Source organism: Romboutsia sp. 1001713B170207_170306_H8 (assembly GCF_015550495.1).
Classification (GTDB): Bacteria; Bacillota; Clostridia; order Peptostreptococcales; family Peptostreptococcaceae; genus Romboutsia_E.
This window is the reverse complement of record NZ_JADNAX010000014.1, coordinates 20,774-39,914: the sequence shown is the minus strand read 5'-3', so window position 1 is coordinate 39,914 and position 19,141 is coordinate 20,774. Positions and strand designations below refer to the sequence as shown.

Below are 19,141 nucleotides of genomic sequence, written 5' to 3'. Positions count from 1 at the left end.
ACCAACTAGCTAATCAGACGCGGGTCCATCCTATACCGCCGGAGCTTTGATATTTCTACCATGCGATAAAAATATATCATCTCGTATTAGCGTACCTTTCGGTACGTTATCCGTGTGTATAGGGCAGGTTACCCACGCGTTACTCACCCGTCCGCCGCTCACTTCCGAAGAAGTTCGCTCGACTTGCATGTGTTAGGCACGCCGCCAGCGTTCATCCTGAGCCAGGATCAAACTCTCAAATAAAAGTTGTCCATTGCTCAGCTAGTCATTATCTGAATATCTGGCTTGGTTGTTTGTGTTTTAATTCTTAAATAAGAATAAATTTATAAATTAACCTACTGTTTAATTTTCAAAGTTCATTGTTTCGACTTACTTATCTTAACAAGTTATTTCAATCTTGTCAACATTTTCTTTCGTTTTATTTTTTGTCCGTATCTCTTGGACAAGTAATAATATATCATCTATTAAACAGTAGGTCAATACTTTTTTTAAAATTTATTTACATATTTTTTTCATATTCTTTTCTAAGCTTATTTACAATCTTTCTTTCTAATCTAGATACAGTCATTTGAGATATATCTAATTCTTTTGCAATAGTTGACTGAGTTTTATCCAAGAAGAATCTATCTTTAAATATTTTAACTTCTAATTCATTTAATGTATCTATAAACTTATTTATAAAGTCATTATGTTCTATATCTCTAAAATCATTTTCTTCTTGTCCGATCTTATCGATAAGTGTAATATCTTTATCTTCAGAGTCATCATTACTTGAAGCATCTAACGAAATAGGTTGATATCCATATGATGCTTCCATTGCTTCTAAAACATCTTCTTCTGTACATCCTATATAGTTTGCTATATCTCTTGCTTTAGGATGTTTTTTATTTTCTTGTTCTAAAACCAATTTCGCTTCACTAATTTTTTTACTTAGTTCTTGTACCCTTCTAGGTACTCTCAATGTCCATACCTTATCTCTAAAATATTTTTTTATTTCACCAACTATTGTAGGTGTTGCAAAACTAGAAAATTCAAATCCTTTTTCAATATCGTATCTATCAATAGCATATATAAGTGCTAACGATGCAACTTGATATATATCTTCAAATTCAACACCTTTATTAATATACTTTCTCGCTAGCAAGTTTACTAAATATAGATGTCTCTCAATCAAAATATTTCTTATTTCTCTATCTTTATTTTTACTATATATCTTGAACAGTTCTTTATTATCCATATTTAGGTAATCAGTAGCATTAGCTACATTTTTCATTAATTATCAACTCCTAAATATTTAGTCATTTTTATTGTCGTTCCTTTATTGTCTTCTGACTCAATACTTACCTCATCCATTAGAGCCTGTATTATAAATATACCAAGCCCATTTTCCTTTGGATTTTTTAAATCAGGCTTACCTAAACATTCTACATCACAGCCTTTTCCATTGTCTCTAATTTCTATATTAAGTCCATTATCTAGCATATTAAAACTTATATAAAACTTATCATCTGAACTATGCTTGATTGCATTTGTGCAAGCTTCTGATACTGCAACTTTTATATCCTCTATATCATCAATAGAAAATCCTATTTTATTTGCTATACCTGAAGTGGTTAATCTTATAATTCCTACATAATCTGGATTTGCACTAATCTCCATTTTTATACTTTCACAAGTCAAAGTCTATCCCTCCACTTTAAATATTTTATCAAGACCTGTTATATTAAAAATTTTTCTAACATTATTTTTAGGGTTAACTATATATATTTCCTTATTTCCCACTTTTAACTTCTTTAAAACCCCTATCATAACACCTAATCCTGTAGAATCTATATAATCTAGATTTTCAAGATTAATTTTCATATCTAACATTTCTTTATCTGCCAAGCTATGTAAACATTCTTTTAATTTATCTGATGTAGATACATCTAGTTCTCCCTCTAATGATATATTCCAAATATTATTTTGAGAGTCTAATACAGAATTTATATTTATTGACATTTAAAAACCTCCTGTTTATCTACTTTTAAAAATTCTAAATACTTTAAACATACTAGTTACTTTTGTTGCTACTTCTATAATTTCATCTACACTTTCTGTTATAGATGCTGTATTTTCAATTATATCCTGAATATGTCTTTCATTATAAGTAATTAATCTATTGGCATTTTCTACAACCTTAGTTGTACTATTTAGTAACTTAGCTATATATATAGCTATGATTAAGGCCGAAGCACCAAATAAAACAGCTCCTATTTGCCACCCCATTGCATTCATTATTTATTATCTCCCTCGTCATTAAATGTTCTACTAATTATTATTTCCTCTTCTGATATTTTTATATTATCTTCATCACAATCATCTGTAAGTAATGATATTTTTTCTTTTACATCTTCTAATGTTTCATGTAGAACATCTTTAGGATTATCTTTTACTTCGTCAAATTTCTCCTTAACTTCTTTTCTTAATTCTGATCCCTTCTTAGGAGCAAAAAATAATCCAGCTATAAATCCTATTATAGCTCCTAAAAATAAATATTTTCCACGTTTTCTACTCATTGCACATTCTCCTCTCTATATATACATATCTAAATTATACCTAAATTATACAAAAAGAATAGGATAAACTCCTATTCTTCTTCCATATTTATTTTAGCTATTGAAACTACATTAACTTCATCATTAGTTTTCATTAGTTTCACACCACTTGTTACTCTACCAAATATTGATATATCAGATACTTTTAATCTAATAAGAACTCCATCAGAGTTTATTATCATAATTTCATCATCTTCATTTACCATTTCGGCTCCAACAAGTTTTCCTGTCTTATCACTGTTGTTATAAGTTTTTATTCCCTTACCAGCTCTTATTTGACTTCTATATTCATTTATATCAGTTCTTTTTCCTAATCCATTTTCACTAACTACAAGTAAATCAGTTCCTTCGTCACAAAGATTCATAGATACAACTTCATCATCCGATGATAATGTTATACCTTTAACACCCATAGCAGTTCTTCCCATAGGTCTTATATCATTTTCATCAAATCTTATAGACATCCCCTCTCTTGTAGCTAAAAGAACTTCTTTATTTCCATCTGTAAGTTTAACATCTATTAACTCATCATCAGCTCTTAATCCTATAGCTATTAAACCAGATTTATTTATATTCTTAAATTCTTCTCTATCAGTTTTCTTAACTATTCCTTTTTTAGTCGCCAATAATAGATATTTTACTTCTTCTTTAGCATCTATAGAAATCAATGTCGCTATTTTCTCATTAGGAGCTAATTGCAGTAAATTAACTATAGCTGTTCCTTTAGATTGTCTCTTTCCTTCTGGAACTTCAAATGCATCTAGCCTAAATACTCTACCTCTATTTGTAAAGAATAATAATCTACTATGAGTAGTCGTTGTTATCAGATGTTTTACGAAGTCTTCTTCTCTTGTAGTAAGAGCTGCAACTCCTCTTCCACCTCTTTTTTGACTCTTATAAGTATCTGATGGCAATCTTTTGATGTAACCAAAATGAGTAAGTGTTATAGTTATCTCTTCATCATTTATAAGGTCTCTCATATCAATTTCGCCTTCAGCATGTCTTATTTCAGTTCTTCTTTCATCTGCATATTTTTCTTTTATTTCTAAAATTTCTTTTTTGATTACATTAAGAAGTAACTTTTCGTCTGCTAGTATAGCTCTTAATCTTTCTATTTTCTTAAGTAGCTCCTCGTACTCAGCTTCTATCTTATCTCTTTCTAAACCTGTAAGTCTTTGAAGTCTCATATCTAAAATAGCTTGAGCTTGGACATCACTTAAATTGAACTTCTCTATTAATCCAGATTTAGCTTCTTGAGTAGTTTTTGAAGCTCTTATTAAGCTTATAACAGCATCTATATTATCTAACGCTATTTTTAAACCTTCTAATATATGAGCTCTAGCTTCAGCCTTATTTAAATCAAATTTAGTTCTTCTAGTCACAACATCCTTTTGATGCTCTAAATAGTAGTATAATATTTGCTTAAGATTTAATACTCTAGGCACTCCATTTACAAGTGCAAGCATTATGATACTAAAAGTATCTTCCATTTGAGAATGTTTATAAAGATTGTTTAACACTATGTTAGCATTAGCATCTCTCTTTAATTCAATAACAATTCTCATACCTTGTCTATTACTCTCATCTCTTAAGTCAGATATTCCTTCTAACTTCTTATCTTTAACTAATTCAGCTATTCTTTCTACTAATTTAGCCTTATTTACTTGATATGGTATTTCTGTTACAACGATTTGCTGTCTTCCTTTAGCTAGTTCTTCTATGCACGCTCTAGCCCTAACTTTTACCTTACCTCTACCTGTTCTATATGCATCTGCTATACTTTCTTTTCCCATTATTATTGCCGAAGTTGGGAAGTCTGGTCCTTGTATATTTTGCATTAAATCTTCAACAGTACACTCTGGATTATCTATTAGTTGTATAGTTGCATCTATAACCTCACCTAAGTTATGAGGTGGTACCGATGTTGCCATACCAACGGCTATACCATTAGATCCATTAACTAAAAGGTTAGGGAATCTTGATGGTAAAACTGATGGTTCTTTTAAAGACTCATCAAAGTTTGGTATAAAGTCTACTGTTTCTTTATCTATATCTCTTAATAGCTCTAAAGATAATTTGCTCATTTTTGCTTCTGTATAACGCATTGCCGCTGGTGAATCCCCATCCACAGAACCAAAGTTACCATGACCATCAACTAAAAGTCCTCTTGTAGAGAAATCTTGAGCCATTCTAACCATAGCATAATAAACTGCTGTATCACCATGTGGATGATACTTCCCTAGAACGTCCCCAACTATACGTGCAGACTTTCTGTAAGGTTTATCTGGAGTTAAATTTAATTCACTCATAGAATATAATATTCTTCTATGAACAGGCTTTAGTCCATCTCTTACATCTGGAAGGGCACGACCAGCTATAACACTCATCGCATAGTCGATATAAGAGTTCTTCATTTCTTCCGCTATTTCAACAGGGATTATTTTGTTATTATTTTCTTCCATTTACACATTCCCCTTTCTTATACATCTAAGTTTCTAACGTAAGTGGCATTAGCTTCTATAAATTCTTTTCTAGGAGCTACTTTATCTCCCATTAACATTGAGAATATTTGATCTGCAACTACTGCATCATCTATAGATACTTGTAATAAAGTTCTAGTTTCTGGGTTCATTGTTGTATCCCATAACTGCTCTGCGTTCATTTCTCCAAGCCCTTTATATCTTTGAAGCTCTACACCTTGTCTGCCTATCTCATCTAATAAACTATTTAGTTGAGCATCTGAATAAACATAGTATTCTTTCTTTTGTTTTTTAACTTTATATAAAGGTGGTTGTGCTATATATACATAACCTTCTTCTATAAGAGGCCTCATATATCTAAAGAAGAATGTTAGTAATAATGTCCTTATATGAGCACCATCCACATCAGCATCGGTCATGATTACTATTTTATGGTATCTTAATTTTTCTAAATCAAAATCATTTCCTACACCACATCCATATGCAGTTATCATATTCTTTATTTCATCAGAAGATAATATTTTATCTAATCTAGATTTTTCAACGTTAAGTATTTTACCTCTTAATGGCAATATAGCTTGAGTATGTCTATCTCTACCTTGCTTAGCAGAACCACCGGCAGAATCCCCTTCGACTAAGAATATTTCACTCTTAGCTGGATCCTTTTCAGCGCAGTCAGCTAATTTCCCAGGTAATGAGGTACTTTCAAGAACACTCTTTCTTCTAGTTAACTCTCTTGCTCTTTTTGCAGCTTCTCTTGCTCTTTGAGCTCTAAGCCCTTTATCTACTATAATTCTAGCAGTAGTAGGATTCTCTTCTAAAAATGCTCCTAATTCTTCTACAGTTACACCATCAACTATGCTTCTCATAACTGTATTTCCAAGCTTAGTTTTAGTTTGTCCTTCGAATTGAGGTTCGGGAAGCTTAACTGATACTACGGCAGTAAGACCTTCTCTTATATCTTCTCCTACTAAGTTTGGTTCACTCTCTTTGATTAATTTATTTCTTCTTGCATAATCATTTATCGTTTTTGTAAGAGCTGATTTAAATCCACTCAAGTGAGTTCCACCTTCATGAGTATTTATATTATTAGCAAAAGAATATATGTTCTCTGTATAACCATCAGTATATTGCATAGCCAACTCAACTACACAATCTTTAACTTTTTTGTCTATATAAACTATATCTTCATGGATTCCAGTTCTATTTTTATTTAAGTATTTTACATACTCAACTAATCCACCTGTATAATGGAATTCTTTTTTCTTAGGATTTTCATGTCTTTTATCTTCAAATACTATTTTTATGCCTTTGTTTAAAAATGCTAATTCTCTTAGTCTATATTCTAATGTTTCATATTTGAACTCTATTTCATCAAATATTGTTGCATCAGGCATAAATGTAATTATAGTTCCAGTATGAGTAGCCTCTCCTACAGGTTCTAATGCAGATGTAGTTATACCTTTTGCATAAGTTTGCTTATATATTTTACCATCTCTATATACTTCAGCAACTAACCATTCTGATAAAGCATTAACTACAGAAACCCCAACTCCGTGAAGACCTCCAGATACCTTGTATCCTCCTCCACCAAATTTTCCTCCCGCATGAAGAACTGTTAATACTGTTTCTAAAGTTGATTTACCAGTTTTAGGATGAACTTCTACAGGTATCCCTCTACCATCATCTTTTACTGTAACACTTCCATCTTCGTTTATACCTACGTATATTTTTGAACAGTATCCTTGTAAAGCCTCATCGATACTATTATCCACGATTTCATAAACTAAATGGTGTAATCCTCTTGGACCAGTTGAACCAATATACATACCAGGTCTTTTTCTAACGGCTTCTAATCCTTCTAATACTTGTATCTGACTTGCACCGTATTCTTGTTTCATTTAGTTCCCTCCATTCTCTATGCTCACAACATTTCCTTGGTTTATATTAAAAATAGTTGTATTGCTTTCATTAAATATTTTTTTATGTGAAATCTCAGCCGTAGTAATAAACATTTGAACTAAGCTCAAATTCTCTATAAGAAGTCTTTGCCTAGTTTCATCTAACTCACTAAAAACATCGTCTAAGATTAGAATAGGATATTCTCCTACTTCATTTTTTATTAATTCTATTTCTGATAGCTTTAAAGATATAGAAGCTGTTCTTTGTTGACCCTGAGATCCATATAGTCTAACATCTAAATCATTAATGTATATATTTAAATCATCTTTGTGTATACCATATCTAGTAGATCGAGTTTCTATATCATGGTCTCTGCTTGAAGCAAGTTTATCAAAAAATTTATTATATGCAGTCTCAATAGTATCTTCATCTATTAAATTGATTTGATTCTTATAATTGATTTTTAAATCTTCAATATCATCGGTTAGCTTTTTATGCATGGTCATTGATATACTAGCTATTTTTTTTATAAAATCTCTTCTCAGTATATAAATATAACTCCCATACCTAGCAAGACTTTCATCATAAACATCCAACAAATTCTTATCAACAAAGTTCCCTTTTAAAAGCTTATTTCTTTGAAATAGAATCTTATTATAGTTAGTAAGGTAACTATAGTATTTAGGCATAATCTGACTAATTTCTTTGTCTATAAATGCTCTACGTTCTTTAGGACCTTCTTTTACTAACCTTAAATCTTCTGGTGAAAAGATTACTATATTCAAGTTTCCAAGTAATTCATACATTTTTTGAATATGCACTTTATTTATCTTTACACCCTTTTTATTTTTTCCAATAGCTATCTCTATCAAACTATCTGAGTTATATTTTGAGAAGCTACCTCCTACATATAAATTTTCTTTTCCAAATTTTATAATTTCTTTATCTTTACTAGTTCTAAATGATTTTCCAAAAGACAGCATATATATAGATTCTACTATATTTGTCTTCCCTTGACCATTTCTACCAATAAGAAGATTTATCTTTTTGTTAAAATTTATATGTAAATTATCATAATTTCTAAAATTAACTAATTGTAAAGTATTTAGTCGCATAAAAGGCGCTCCTTTTTACACTACTTTAATTTTTTGTCCTTCAACCTCTACTATATCTCCTGGTCTAATTTTTTTTCCTCTTCTAGTTTCAACTTCACCATTAACCTTTACAACACCTTCTTGAATTAAGAATTTTGCATGTCCACCAGTAGATGCAAAGTCAACTAGTTTAAGAAATTGATCTAATTTTATATATTCTGTATCTATAGTTATCTCCATCATGATGTTGACTCCTCCTGTTTATATTTATATTATTCTTCCAATATTACGCTAAAAATATATTATATCATAAATTTACTAAGTAGCATAATTTACTGACAAAAAACCCAACTTTAAGATTAGTTGGGTTTTTAATGTCTATATATTCGATGAAATCCTTACTGGAAGCAGTAAGTAAGTGTATTTAATATCATCAGCAGGCTTTATTATGCATGGATTAACATTTGTAGTAAATTCTATAAATATTTCTTCACTATCTATATTTTTTAATCCTTCTAAGAAATATCTAGAGTTAAATGCAATATCTAGATATTCACCTTCTAATTCTAAAGAAACTTCCTCATAAACATTACCTTTATCAGTATTTGATGTTATTGCCATAGAATTATCTCTTATAGTTAATTTTATAAGATTATTCTTTTCAGCTTGAGATAATAATGATGCTCTTTCTATACTGTTTAAAAGATCTCTTGTTTTTAATTTTATCTTAGAATTATATTCTCTAGGAAGTAATTTTTTATAATCTATGAACTCACCTTCTAAAAGTCGAGTAATTATTTTAGTATCATCTATGATAAAAATTGCATTTTTATCATCAAATCCAATTTTAATATCCTCTTCTGATGATAATAAACTATTTACATCAGTTAAAGTTTTTCCTGGAATTATAACTTTTGCGTTATTTATAGTATTGTCAATTGAACAACTTCTAACAGCTAGTCTATATCCATCTATCGCTACTAAACTTATATCTCCATCAACAATCTCTAATAATTCTCCCATTAATATTGGTTTAGTTTGATCTTGAGATGTAGCAAATACTGTTTGCTTAATCATATTTTTTAATAGATCTTGGGGAATACTATATAAATCTTCCTCTTTTACTTCTGGTAATTTAGGAAATTCTTTTGCACTCTCACCTTTTATTTTAAATCTTGAATTAACACAGTTTATATATATATTATTATCGTTATCTGTTTCTATTTCGACAAATGAATCAGGTAACTTTCTAATTATATCTCCAAATAGTCTAGCATTAACAACTATCTCACCTTCTTCAATTACTTCCGATTGAGCATATGTTTCTATACCTATTTCTAAATCATACCCAGTCAGTTTCAATTGATCATGTTTCGCAGTTAATAACAATCCTTTTAGTAGTTCTAAAGTTGCTTTTCCGTTAATAGCTTTTTGAGCTATTCCTATTTTATGAGCTAATAGTTTTTGATTACAAATTATTTTCACTGTGGATAACCTCCTCTTGCCTTTTATACAAAAAAATAAATAAAAATATTAGTAGTAATAGTAGTAGGTGTTGTTGATAATGTGCATAAGTATTTACACGCGAATAAAGTCAAAGATATTAACATGTGTACAAAATGTTAATATCTTTGTTAGTTTTTGTAGAATATATTGTGATTAAAAAATAGACAAAAATCTTATCAACATGTTATTAAATCGATATTAACAGACAAATGTGTATAAGATTAGCCTTTTAGTTCAGACATAATTTTATCTATTTTTGCTTTTATATCTTCATTTTCTTGTATATCTTTTGATATTTTATCGTGGGCATGAATAACTGTTGTATGATCTCTTCCCCCGAACTCCTCTCCTATCTTAGGTAAAGATAAATCTGTAAGCTCGCGAGATATATACATAGCTATTTGTCTTGGATAAGCTATTGATCGAGTTCTTTTTTTAGAATTAAAGTCTTCCATTTTGATATTAAAGACATTAGAAACTTTTTCTTTTATTCTGTCTACTGTAATTTCTTCAGTTTTAGAAGTTGTTATAATGTCCTTTAATGCCTCAGTCGCAAGATCAAAAGATATATGTCTATTTGTAAGAGATGAGTATGCCACAACTCTAGTAAGAGCACCTTCTAATTCTCTTATATTTGATTTGATATTTTTTGCAATATAAGTCATAACTTCATTTGGAACATCAATACATTCCATTTGAGCTTTTTTTCTAAGTATTGCTATTCTAGTTTCAAAATCAGGTGCCTGAATATCTGTTATTAGCCCCATTTCAAATCTAGACCTTAATCTATCTTCTAGTGTAGGAATTTCTTTTGGTGGTCTATCACTAGATATGATGATTTGCTTATTTGCCTCATGTAATGAGTTAAATGTATGGAAGAACTCTTCTTGTGTACCTTCTTTACCCGCAATAAATTGAATATCATCGATTAAAAGTACATCAACATTTCTATATTTATTTCTGAATTCTTCATTTCTATCATTTTTTATTGAGTTTATAAGTTCATTTGTAAATTTTTCAGATGAAACATAAACTACCTTTGGATCCTTTTTTTCACTTAATATATGATGCCCAATAGCATGCATTAAATGTGTTTTACCCAATCCAACTCCTCCATATAAGAAAAGAGGATTATATGCTTTTGCAGGAGATTCAGCAACTGCTACGCAAGCTGCGTGAGCAAATCTATTACTATTACCAATTACGAATGTATCAAAAGTGTATTTAGGATTTAAATTAGGATAATTCTTTTTTATATTAGAAGGTTTAGTTTCTTCTTCATCTAAGCCTTCAACTTCTGATTCGTTCAATACAAATTTTACGTTGTACTTTTTTAATGATAATTGATTTATTGAACCTTCTATTAAAGCTAAGTATCTATCTTCTAGTATGCTTTTCGTGAATTCATTAGGAACTAGAAGAATTAAATCATTCGAGTAAATTTTTAAAGGAACTATTTGCTTAAAAAAAGCATTAAAGCTAGGGCGAGATAACTCACCTTTTATTAATTGTAATGTCTTGTCCCATAAAGAAACTATATCCATAATGTAAACCTCCGAACAAATAATTAACATTTTCCACAAAGTTATTAACAAAAATAAAAAAATCTATATTAAATTAAAAATAATAATTAAAGTTATGGATAATGATGTGGATAATATAAAATAAGTCAAAATTAACCTAAAAAGTATAAAAGATATAAACAATATGTATATAAAGTTATAAACTAGTAAAAATTAATAATAAATGACTTTATAAGTAAAGTATTGTCTTAAGATTTATAAGTTATACACATTTATATCCACAGTTTGTGAATAAAATAAAAATAGTTGATAAATTTATTAACATTATCAACAAGCATATTAATAATATCAGAATATATGCCAAACTTCAATACGATATGAGGAATTTATCCACAGTATTATAATTTTGTTGATAAAAATACACACAGGTATAAATTCCACTATTTTTATACAGTTGATGATAATCTAAAAACAAAGTTATATACACATATATATATTGTACGAATTTTTGTATACCAGACACCCTAAAAACACGTTGACAACTAAAATAAAAGCATTTATAATTGTATGTGTTATGTTTACTTTGAGGGTAAAGTTGTTATTTTAATAATAAAAGTATAAAAATAAAACGGAAAAAATCTGAAAGGCGGTGCAATAGAATGAAAAGAACTTATCAGCCAAAGAAAAGACAAAGAAAGAAAGAACATGGTTTCAGAAAAAGAATGAAAACTTCTAACGGAAAAAACGTGTTAAAAAGAAGAAGAGCTAAAGGAAGAAAGAGATTAACTCACTAATAGCTAGAAGGGCCGCTTAAAAGTGGCCTTTTTGTGTAGAAAAATGGTAAAAGCTGTGTTTATGGAGGATTAAAAGATGGACTTTAATAGAACACAAGGTTTAAAAAAAGATTCTGATTTTAGAAAGGTATATAAACACGGCAAATCTTTTGCAAATAGATATTTAGTAATGTATATACTAAAAAATAAATCAGAAAATAGTCGCATTGGAATATCTGTATCTAAAAAGGTAGGAAAAGCGATTGTAAGAAATAAAGTAAGAAGAAGAATTAAGGAATCCTATAGATTAAATATAGATGAAAACGTTAAGAGTGGATATGATATTGTTTTTATTGCAAGAGTTGCGATAAAGGATGCTAATTATGATGAAATAGAAAAATCTATGAAACATCTTATTAGAAAATCTGAAATGTATATATAAGGTACATATGGGGTATTGTATCATGGAGGTTTTCAAGATTGAATAAATTAATGTTTATAATGAAGGAAATGAATACATACTTATCGAAATTATGTATTTGTTTAGTTAAGTTATATCAAAAGTATATCTCCCCTCTAAAGGGACCTACTTGTAGATTTTATCCCACTTGTTCGCAATATTCTATAGAGGCATTTAAAAAGTATGGTTTATTTAAAGGTGTGTATCTGACAATAAAGCGAATATTAAAATGCCATCCTTTTCATCCAGGAGGCTATGATCCTCTAAAATAAAAGATACTCTAGGAGGTATGGAGAATTGAACATAATTGGTAATTTATTAGGGCATGTTTTAAGAATTATATATGATGTCGTGCAAAATTACGGATGGTCAATAATAGCATTTACAATATTAGTTAAAATAATATTATTACCACTTACAATTAAGCAGACTAAATCGACTAAGGCTATGCAAGATATACAGCCAAAGTTGCAAGAAATACAAGAAAAATATAAAAATAAGCCAGAAAAACAGCAACAAGAAATAATGAAGCTATATCAAGAAGCTAAAATAAATCCATTAGCTGGGTGTTTACCACTATTAATACAAATGCCGATAATAATAGGTTTATTCAGTGTTTTAAGAGATCCTGTAGCTTATGGTGTTTTCCCAGATGCAAGTGCATTTGATGCAGCTAACACTGGATTTTTATGGCTATCAAGTTTAACATCAACGCATCATATTGAGATGGGTATACTTTCAGGGGTAAGTGCTTATGTAATGCAAAAAGTTATGACTCCTCCAGATCAAGCTCAAGGGCCAATGAAAACTATGACTTATGTTATGGCGGCGATGTCATTCTACTGGGGTTATACATTCCCAGCAGGTCTTGCACTATATTGGACAGTAAGTAACTTATTCTCTATAGCTCAATATTACTTAATAATGAATCCTTTAAAAGCTAAACTGGCTAACTCTAAGGAGGAAGTAATAAATGAAACGAAGCCTAAATTTAAAAAGTAAAACAAAAGAAGAGGCTATACTTTCAGCACTAGAAGAATTCAACAAAGAAAACTTAAATATCGTTGAGAGAGATCTTGAAGTTGAAGTAATAGAAGCTCCAAGTAAAGGTTTTTTAGGTTTTATAGGTTCTAAAGAAGGAACTTATAAAATTACAGTAGTGAAAGAAGATGAGATAGATATAGCAAAAAGCTTTGTAGAAAATATATTAAAAAATGCAAAAATTAATGCAAAAGTAAATGTATCTCAAGATAATAATCTAATAAAAGTTATAATTGAAGGCAAAGAGGCTGCATGTTTGATAGGAAGAAGAGGAGAAACTTTAGATTCTATACAATTCCTAACAGGATTAGCTCTTAATAAAATAAATAAAGATTCACATTTAAGAGTTCTTGTAGATATCGAAAATTATAGATCAAAAAGAGAAGAATCTTTAATAAAATATGCAAATAAAGTTGCTAGAGATGTTAAAAAAACTAAGAAAACTAGAAAATTAGATTATATGAATCCTTATGAAAGAAGGATTATGCATTCAGCTCTTCAAAATGATAAGTATGTAATAACTTATAGTGAAGGGACTGATCCATATAGAAGATTAGTTGTAGAATATAAAAGATAAAATTTAACCTCCTATCTATAGGGGGTTTTATTTTTGAAATTTATTTTATATAATGTAAAGATTAAGGTAACAATTAAAATAATATAGATAAAATTTGTTATATAAGAGGTGATAAACTTGTTTATAGATGATACTATAGCAGCAATAGCAACAGCTCCAGGTGAAGGTGGAATAGGAATTATAAGAATAAGTGGAGAAAAAGCACTTTCTGTAGCTGAGAGCATATTCAAATCTGTAACAGGAAAATTGATAAAAGAATACAATACTAGAACATTAATATATGGGACAGTAGTGGACGGAGAAAAAGTAATAGATGAGGCGTTGGTAGCTTATATGAAAGGACCAAAGTCTTATACTGGTGAAGATGTTATAGAAATAAACTGTCATGGTGGATTTATTTCTGTAAAGAAAATATTAGAATTAATATTGTCTAAAGATGTAAGATTAGCAGATGCTGGAGAATTTACAAAAAGAGCATTTTTAAATGGTAGAATAGATTTATCTCAAGCAGAAGCTATAATAGATGTAATAAAAGCGAAAACTGATAAAGCTCATGAAGTAGCACAAAGTCAATTAGAAGGTAGTTTATCTAAAAAAATAAGAGAGTTAAGATTTAAAGTAACAGAAGTTTTAGCTCATCTAGAAGTTTCTATAGATTTTGCAGAAGAAGATGTAGAAGAAATAACATATAAGACTCTTAGAGAAAATGCAGAAGAATTAAGAAGTGAAATTAAAAAATTATATGATACTGCTGAAAGTGGAAAAATATTAAGAGACGGATTAAAAACAGTTATAATTGGTAAACCAAATGTAGGAAAATCATCATTATTAAATTCTATATTAGGTGAAAATAGAGCTATAGTTACAGACATAGCAGGAACTACTAGAGATGTAATTGAGGAATTTGTAAATATAAAAGGAATCCCTCTAAAAATAGTAGATACAGCGGGAATCAGAGAAACAGAAGATATCGTAGAGAAAATTGGTGTAGAAAAATCAAAAGAATCATATAATACGGCAGACTTAGTTATAATGGTTTTAGATTCATCAAGACCATTATCTGAAGAGGATAGAGAAATACTTCAAACATTAGAAAATAAAAAGACCATAGTTTTATTAAATAAGACAGACTTACCTCAACAAATCGAATTAGACGAATTGTCTAAATATGTTGACTGTAGTAGTATAATAAAGATATCAGCATTACAGAATAAGGGAATTGAAGAATTACAAGATAAGATAGAAGCGATGGTTTATAAAGGTAGTGTTAAAAACTCTTCTAGCTTAATGGTAACAAATTCTAGACATAAAGATGCTCTTTTAAAAGCATATGAGTCTATAAATGATGCTATAATTGCAATAGATCAAAATATGCCATATGACTTTATAGAAGTTGATTTTAAAAACATATGGGATTACCTAGGATATATAAATGGAGATACGGTAAAAGAAGATTTACTAGATACTATATTTGCTAATTTCTGCATAGGTAAATAATAGGAAATAAATTGTAAATATTAATCGAAAAATTTATAATTTATAAATTGCAGCAAATATTTTTGTAAAACAATAATGTTTATTGTGAAACATTAGGATATTAGAGAGGAGATTTGCATGAAAAATTTTAATGCAGGACAATATGATGTAATAGTTGTTGGAGCAGGACATGCAGGTTGTGAAGCGGCTTTAGCGACTGCAAGAATGGGACACAAGACGTTAATGATAACATTAACTCTAGATTCAATAGCAATGATGCCATGTAATCCTAATATAGGTGGAACTGGAAAAGGACAATTAGTTAAAGAAATAGACGCTCTTGGTGGGCAAATGGGAATAAATGCTGATAAAACAATTATACAGAGTAGAATGCTTAATACAGCTAAAGGACCAGCAGTACACTCATTAAGAGCTCAAGCAGATAAATTTAAATATCATACGGAAATGAAAAAAACTATAGAAGACGAGCCAAACTTAGATGTAGTTATGGACGAAGTTATAGATATAATACATGAAGATAATGTAGTTAAGGGTGTTATTACAAAATTAGGTTGTGAGTACTATGCAAAGGCAGTTATATTAGCAACTGGTGTTTATTTAAACTCAAAAATATACATGGGGGAAGTTTCTTTCATGGAAGGTCCTAATGGATTAGGATATGCTAAAAATCTAACAGAAAGCTTAGTTAAATTAGGATTAAATATGAGAAGATTTAAGACAGGAACACCAGCTAGAATACACAGAGATAGTATTGATTTTTCAGTAATGACAATACAAGAAGGAGATGAAAAGATAACCCCATTCTCATTCTTAACAGATAAGATAGAAATAGATCAAGTTCCATGTTATTTAACAAGAACTAATGTAGGTACTCATGAAATAATCATGAATAACTTAGGTAGATCAGCAATGTATAGTGGAAAGGTTGAGAGTACGGGTGCTAGATATTGCCCATCTATAGAAGATAAGGTTGTAAGATTTAACGATAAAGATTCACACCAAATATTTATAGAGCCAGAAGGTTTAGATACAAAAGAAATGTATATACAAGGTATATCAACTAGTTTACCTTATGAAGTACAAGTACAAATGTATAAGAGTGTGGCAGGTCTTGAAAATGCAAAAATGATGAGGCCAGCTTATGCAATTGAATACGACTGCATAGATCCAACTCAATTAAAAATCTCATTAGAAATAAAAGGTGTAGAGAATTTATTTAGTGCTGGACAGTTTAATGGAACTTCAGGATATGAAGAGGCTGCAGCACAAGGTCTTATAGCAGGTATAAATGCGGCTATGAAATTACAAGGTAAAGAACCTTTTGTACTTGATAGATCAGAAGCTTATATAGGTGTTTTAATAGATGATCTAGTTACAAAGGGGACAAATGAGCCATATAGGATGATGACATCTAGATCTGAATATAGATTATATTTAAGACAAGATAATGCAGATATGAGACTTACTCAAAGAGGATATGATATAGGTCTTGTTTCGGAAGAAAGATACCAAAGATTTTTAAATAAAAAAGAAGAAGTAGAAAAAGAACTGGAAAGATTAAAGACTGAGAGAGTTACTCCTAAGGATGTAAATGAAAAGTTAGTAGAATTAGGAGCATCAGAAATAAAGGTAGGTTTATCTTTATATGAATTCTTAAAGCGTCCAGAGGTTACTTACGAATTAATAGATGCAATAGGTAAAGGTGCTGGAGATGATGTGTCAGATGAAGTTAAAGAACAATGTGTAATAATGACTAAATATGAAGGTTATATAGAAAAGCAATTAAAGCAAATAGATCAATTTAAAAAGTTAGAGAATCGAAAGCTTCCAGAAGATATAAGTTATGCATCAATAGAAGGTCTTAGAATAGAAGCCAGACAAAAACTTGATAATATAAAGCCTATATCTATAGGGCAAGCATCACGTATATCAGGAGTTTCTCCTGCGGATATTTCAGTTCTTCTTATATATTTAGAGCAAATGAAGAGAAATAGAGGAGGAAAGAATGACTAACGACGATATATTAAGACAAGGTATTGTAGAATTTGGAATAGATGCAAATGACCAAATGATAAATGACCTAAAAACATATAGAGAAATATTAGTTGATTGGAATCAAAAAATGAACTTAACTGGAATAGAAGAAGAGAAAGAAGTGTTTATAAAACACTTCTTAGACTCTATTTCAGCAGTTCAGAATGGATATATAAAAGATGGCATATCATTAATAGATGTTGGTACAGGTGCAGGATTTCCTGGGTTACCACTTAAAATATGCTTAAAAGATATAAAACTAACTCTTTTAGATTCTTTAAATAAAAGAATAAATTTTCTACAAGAAGTTAGTAATGCTGTGAATCTTGAAGATGTAGAGTTTATACATGGGAGAGCTGAGGATTTTGGTAAAAACTCGGAATATAGAGAAAAATATGATGTAGCAACAGCTAGGGCAGTTGCTGGGCTACCTATTTTAATGGAATTTTGCGTACCTTTTGTAAAGGTAGGTGGTTATTTCGTATGCTTAAAAGGTCCAAATGCTAATTTAGAGTTAGAAGAATCTAAAGTTGCAATGGAGGTTTTAGGGGTAGAATTTGTTGAAAAAATTGATATAGAATTACCTAATGAAGAATTAAAACACAATATATTAGTATTCAAAAAAGTAAGAAATACACCAGAAAAGTACCCAAGAAAAGCTGGAAAACCAGCAAAAAGTCCTATAAAATAGAAAGAGTAGAATAAATTCTATAATATTAGAAGGATTAAGTGGTTATTATGGAGAAATATTATATCTAGTAGACAGATGTGTTATTTCTAAGAAATTACTTAAATAATGTAAAGATTTATTGAAATTCAAATATATTTATATCTAATGAGAGAGGGATGTTATGGAAGATAAAAGAGTTATGGAGATATCTATAGAAAATATAGTTCCAAATCCATATCAACCAAGAAAAGTATTTTCACAGACAGCACTAGAAGAGTTGAGTAATTCTATAAAAACTTATGGAATATTGCAACCAATAACTGTTAGACAAAAAAATGATAAGTATGAGTTAATAGCAGGGGAGAGGAGATTTAGAGCGGCAAAACTTGCAAGTTTTAAAACCATACCGGCTATTATTCATGATATGACAGATGAATCTTCAGCAGTATTAGCACTACTAGAGAATCTTCAAAGGGAAGATCTAAATTTCATCGAAGAAGCTATGGGATATGAGAGTTTAATAAAAGAGCATAGCTTTACTCAACAACAATTAGCAGAAAAATTAGGAAAGAATCAATCTACTATAGCTAATAAGCTTAGAATATTGAGACTTCCATCTGATGTAAAAATAAAGTTAGTTGAAAATGGATTAACAGAAAGACATGCAAGAGCTCTTTTAAAATTACCAGCTGAAGATTTAATGAGAGATGTTTTAGATAAAATAATAAAAAATGAACTCACTGTTAAAAAAACAGAAAAATTAATTAATGATATGATAGAAAGCTTACAAGTAGCTGATGAAGATAAAAAACAAAGTATAAAAGCTTCTATGGGAATTAAAATATATTTAAACACAATGAAGCAAGCTTTTGATGCTATATTAAATACAGGTATTAAGGCTAAGTATAATGAAATAGATAAGGGAGATTACATGGAAGTCGTTGTAAGAATTCCTAAAAAATAAAGATTACTGCTTAGCAGTAATCT

At 29.6% G+C, this 19,141-nt stretch carries 20 protein-coding genes and 1 rRNA gene; 9 read left to right on the top strand and 12 right to left on the bottom strand.

Going from position 1 to position 19,141, the window contains the following annotated elements; translation table 11 throughout:
* The 12 genes from I2A66_RS15535 to dnaA all read right to left on the bottom strand — a co-directional run.
* Window positions 1-243, bottom strand: a 16S ribosomal RNA gene (locus I2A66_RS15535); the annotation flags it as partial.
* 256 nt (window positions 244-499) lie between these two features.
* Window positions 500-1,273, bottom strand: a complete 774-nt coding sequence (locus tag I2A66_RS15530) for a SigB/SigF/SigG family RNA polymerase sigma factor (protein WP_122641035.1) — start codon at window positions 1,271-1,273, stop codon at window positions 500-502.
* On the bottom strand, window positions 1,273-1,680 hold the full coding sequence (locus I2A66_RS15525) for an ATP-binding protein (RefSeq protein WP_122641036.1): 408 nt from the start codon (window positions 1,678-1,680) through the stop codon (window positions 1,273-1,275). Before I2A66_RS15525 ends, I2A66_RS15530 begins: the two co-directional genes overlap by 1 nt.
* Window positions 1,681-1,683: 3 nt before the next feature.
* Window positions 1,684-2,001, bottom strand: a complete 318-nt coding sequence (locus I2A66_RS15520; protein WP_164489090.1) for an STAS domain-containing protein — start codon at window positions 1,999-2,001, stop codon at window positions 1,684-1,686.
* A 15-nt stretch (window positions 2,002-2,016) separates the two neighbouring features.
* Window positions 2,017-2,277 (bottom strand): DUF948 domain-containing protein, encoded by a 261-nt coding sequence (locus I2A66_RS15515; protein WP_122641037.1) that lies wholly within the window; start codon window positions 2,275-2,277, stop codon window positions 2,017-2,019.
* Window positions 2,277-2,558 (bottom strand): YtxH domain-containing protein, encoded by a 282-nt coding sequence (locus I2A66_RS15510; RefSeq protein WP_122641038.1) that lies wholly within the window; start codon window positions 2,556-2,558, stop codon window positions 2,277-2,279. Before I2A66_RS15510 ends, I2A66_RS15515 begins: the two co-directional genes overlap by 1 nt.
* Before the next feature lie 71 nt (window positions 2,559-2,629).
* A complete protein-coding gene (gene gyrA / locus I2A66_RS15505) occupies window positions 2,630-5,059 on the bottom strand; it encodes a DNA gyrase subunit A (protein ID WP_147516728.1) in 2,430 nt (809 codons plus the stop codon).
* A gap of 17 nt (window positions 5,060-5,076) precedes the next feature.
* The gene (gyrB, locus tag I2A66_RS15500) at window positions 5,077-6,978 is read right to left on the bottom strand and encodes a DNA topoisomerase (ATP-hydrolyzing) subunit B (protein ID WP_195251944.1); all 1,902 of its coding nucleotides are present in this window, start codon (window positions 6,976-6,978) and stop codon (window positions 5,077-5,079) included.
* Window positions 6,979-8,094, bottom strand: a complete 1,116-nt coding sequence (gene recF / locus I2A66_RS15495; RefSeq protein WP_195251943.1) for a DNA replication/repair protein RecF — start codon at window positions 8,092-8,094, stop codon at window positions 6,979-6,981.
* Window positions 8,095-8,109: 15 nt separating this feature from the next.
* Window positions 8,110-8,316 carry a S4 domain-containing protein YaaA gene (gene yaaA, locus I2A66_RS15490; protein WP_122641042.1) on the bottom strand — a complete coding sequence of 69 codons (207 nt, stop codon included), beginning with the start codon at window positions 8,314-8,316 and terminating at the stop codon, window positions 8,110-8,112.
* A gap of 135 nt (window positions 8,317-8,451) precedes the next feature.
* Entirely contained in the window at window positions 8,452-9,558 is a 1,107-nt protein-coding gene (dnaN, locus tag I2A66_RS15485; RefSeq protein WP_195251942.1) for a DNA polymerase III subunit beta, read from the bottom strand.
* A gap of 242 nt (window positions 9,559-9,800) precedes the next feature.
* Window positions 9,801-11,123, bottom strand: coding sequence for a chromosomal replication initiator protein DnaA (gene dnaA, locus I2A66_RS15480; protein WP_207734794.1), 1,323 nt, complete (start codon window positions 11,121-11,123; stop codon window positions 9,801-9,803).
* Window positions 11,124-11,761: 638 nt separating this feature from the next.
* Here dnaA and rpmH point away from each other — a divergent pair.
* The 9 genes from rpmH (at window position 11,762) to noc (ending at window position 19,118) form a co-directional block, all read left to right on the top strand.
* Window positions 11,762-11,896 carry a 50S ribosomal protein L34 gene (rpmH, locus tag I2A66_RS15475; RefSeq protein WP_021428024.1) on the top strand — a complete coding sequence of 45 codons (135 nt, stop codon included), beginning with the start codon at window positions 11,762-11,764 and terminating at the stop codon, window positions 11,894-11,896.
* A 76-nt stretch (window positions 11,897-11,972) separates the two neighbouring features.
* Window positions 11,973-12,317 carry a ribonuclease P protein component gene (rnpA, locus tag I2A66_RS15470; RefSeq protein WP_122641045.1) on the top strand — a complete coding sequence of 115 codons (345 nt, stop codon included), beginning with the start codon at window positions 11,973-11,975 and terminating at the stop codon, window positions 12,315-12,317.
* A 68-nt stretch (window positions 12,318-12,385) separates the two neighbouring features.
* A complete protein-coding gene (gene yidD / locus I2A66_RS15465; protein ID WP_206425661.1) occupies window positions 12,386-12,607 on the top strand; it encodes a membrane protein insertion efficiency factor YidD in 222 nt (73 codons plus the stop codon).
* A gap of 25 nt (window positions 12,608-12,632) precedes the next feature.
* Window positions 12,633-13,337: a YidC/Oxa1 family membrane protein insertase gene (locus I2A66_RS15460; protein ID WP_122641047.1), complete on the top strand. Its 705-nt coding sequence runs from the start codon at window positions 12,633-12,635 to the stop codon at window positions 13,335-13,337.
* Window positions 13,309-13,953 carry an RNA-binding cell elongation regulator Jag/EloR gene (gene jag, locus I2A66_RS15455; RefSeq protein WP_122641048.1) on the top strand — a complete coding sequence of 215 codons (645 nt, stop codon included), beginning with the start codon at window positions 13,309-13,311 and terminating at the stop codon, window positions 13,951-13,953. The genes I2A66_RS15460 and jag overlap by 29 nt, the downstream gene beginning before the upstream one ends.
* Before the next feature lie 117 nt (window positions 13,954-14,070).
* Window positions 14,071-15,450, top strand: coding sequence for a tRNA uridine-5-carboxymethylaminomethyl(34) synthesis GTPase MnmE (mnmE, locus tag I2A66_RS15450; protein WP_122641049.1), 1,380 nt, complete (start codon window positions 14,071-14,073; stop codon window positions 15,448-15,450).
* A gap of 117 nt (window positions 15,451-15,567) precedes the next feature.
* Window positions 15,568-17,463, top strand: coding sequence for a tRNA uridine-5-carboxymethylaminomethyl(34) synthesis enzyme MnmG (gene mnmG / locus I2A66_RS15445; RefSeq protein ID WP_122641050.1), 1,896 nt, complete (start codon window positions 15,568-15,570; stop codon window positions 17,461-17,463).
* Window positions 17,456-18,175 carry a 16S rRNA (guanine(527)-N(7))-methyltransferase RsmG gene (rsmG, locus tag I2A66_RS15440; RefSeq protein WP_147516733.1) on the top strand — a complete coding sequence of 240 codons (720 nt, stop codon included), beginning with the start codon at window positions 17,456-17,458 and terminating at the stop codon, window positions 18,173-18,175. Before mnmG ends, rsmG begins: the two co-directional genes overlap by 8 nt.
* Window positions 18,176-18,335: 160 nt before the next feature.
* A complete protein-coding gene (gene noc / locus I2A66_RS15435; protein WP_122641052.1) occupies window positions 18,336-19,118 on the top strand; it encodes a nucleoid occlusion protein in 783 nt (260 codons plus the stop codon).
* Window positions 19,119-19,141 lie beyond the last annotated feature (23 nt).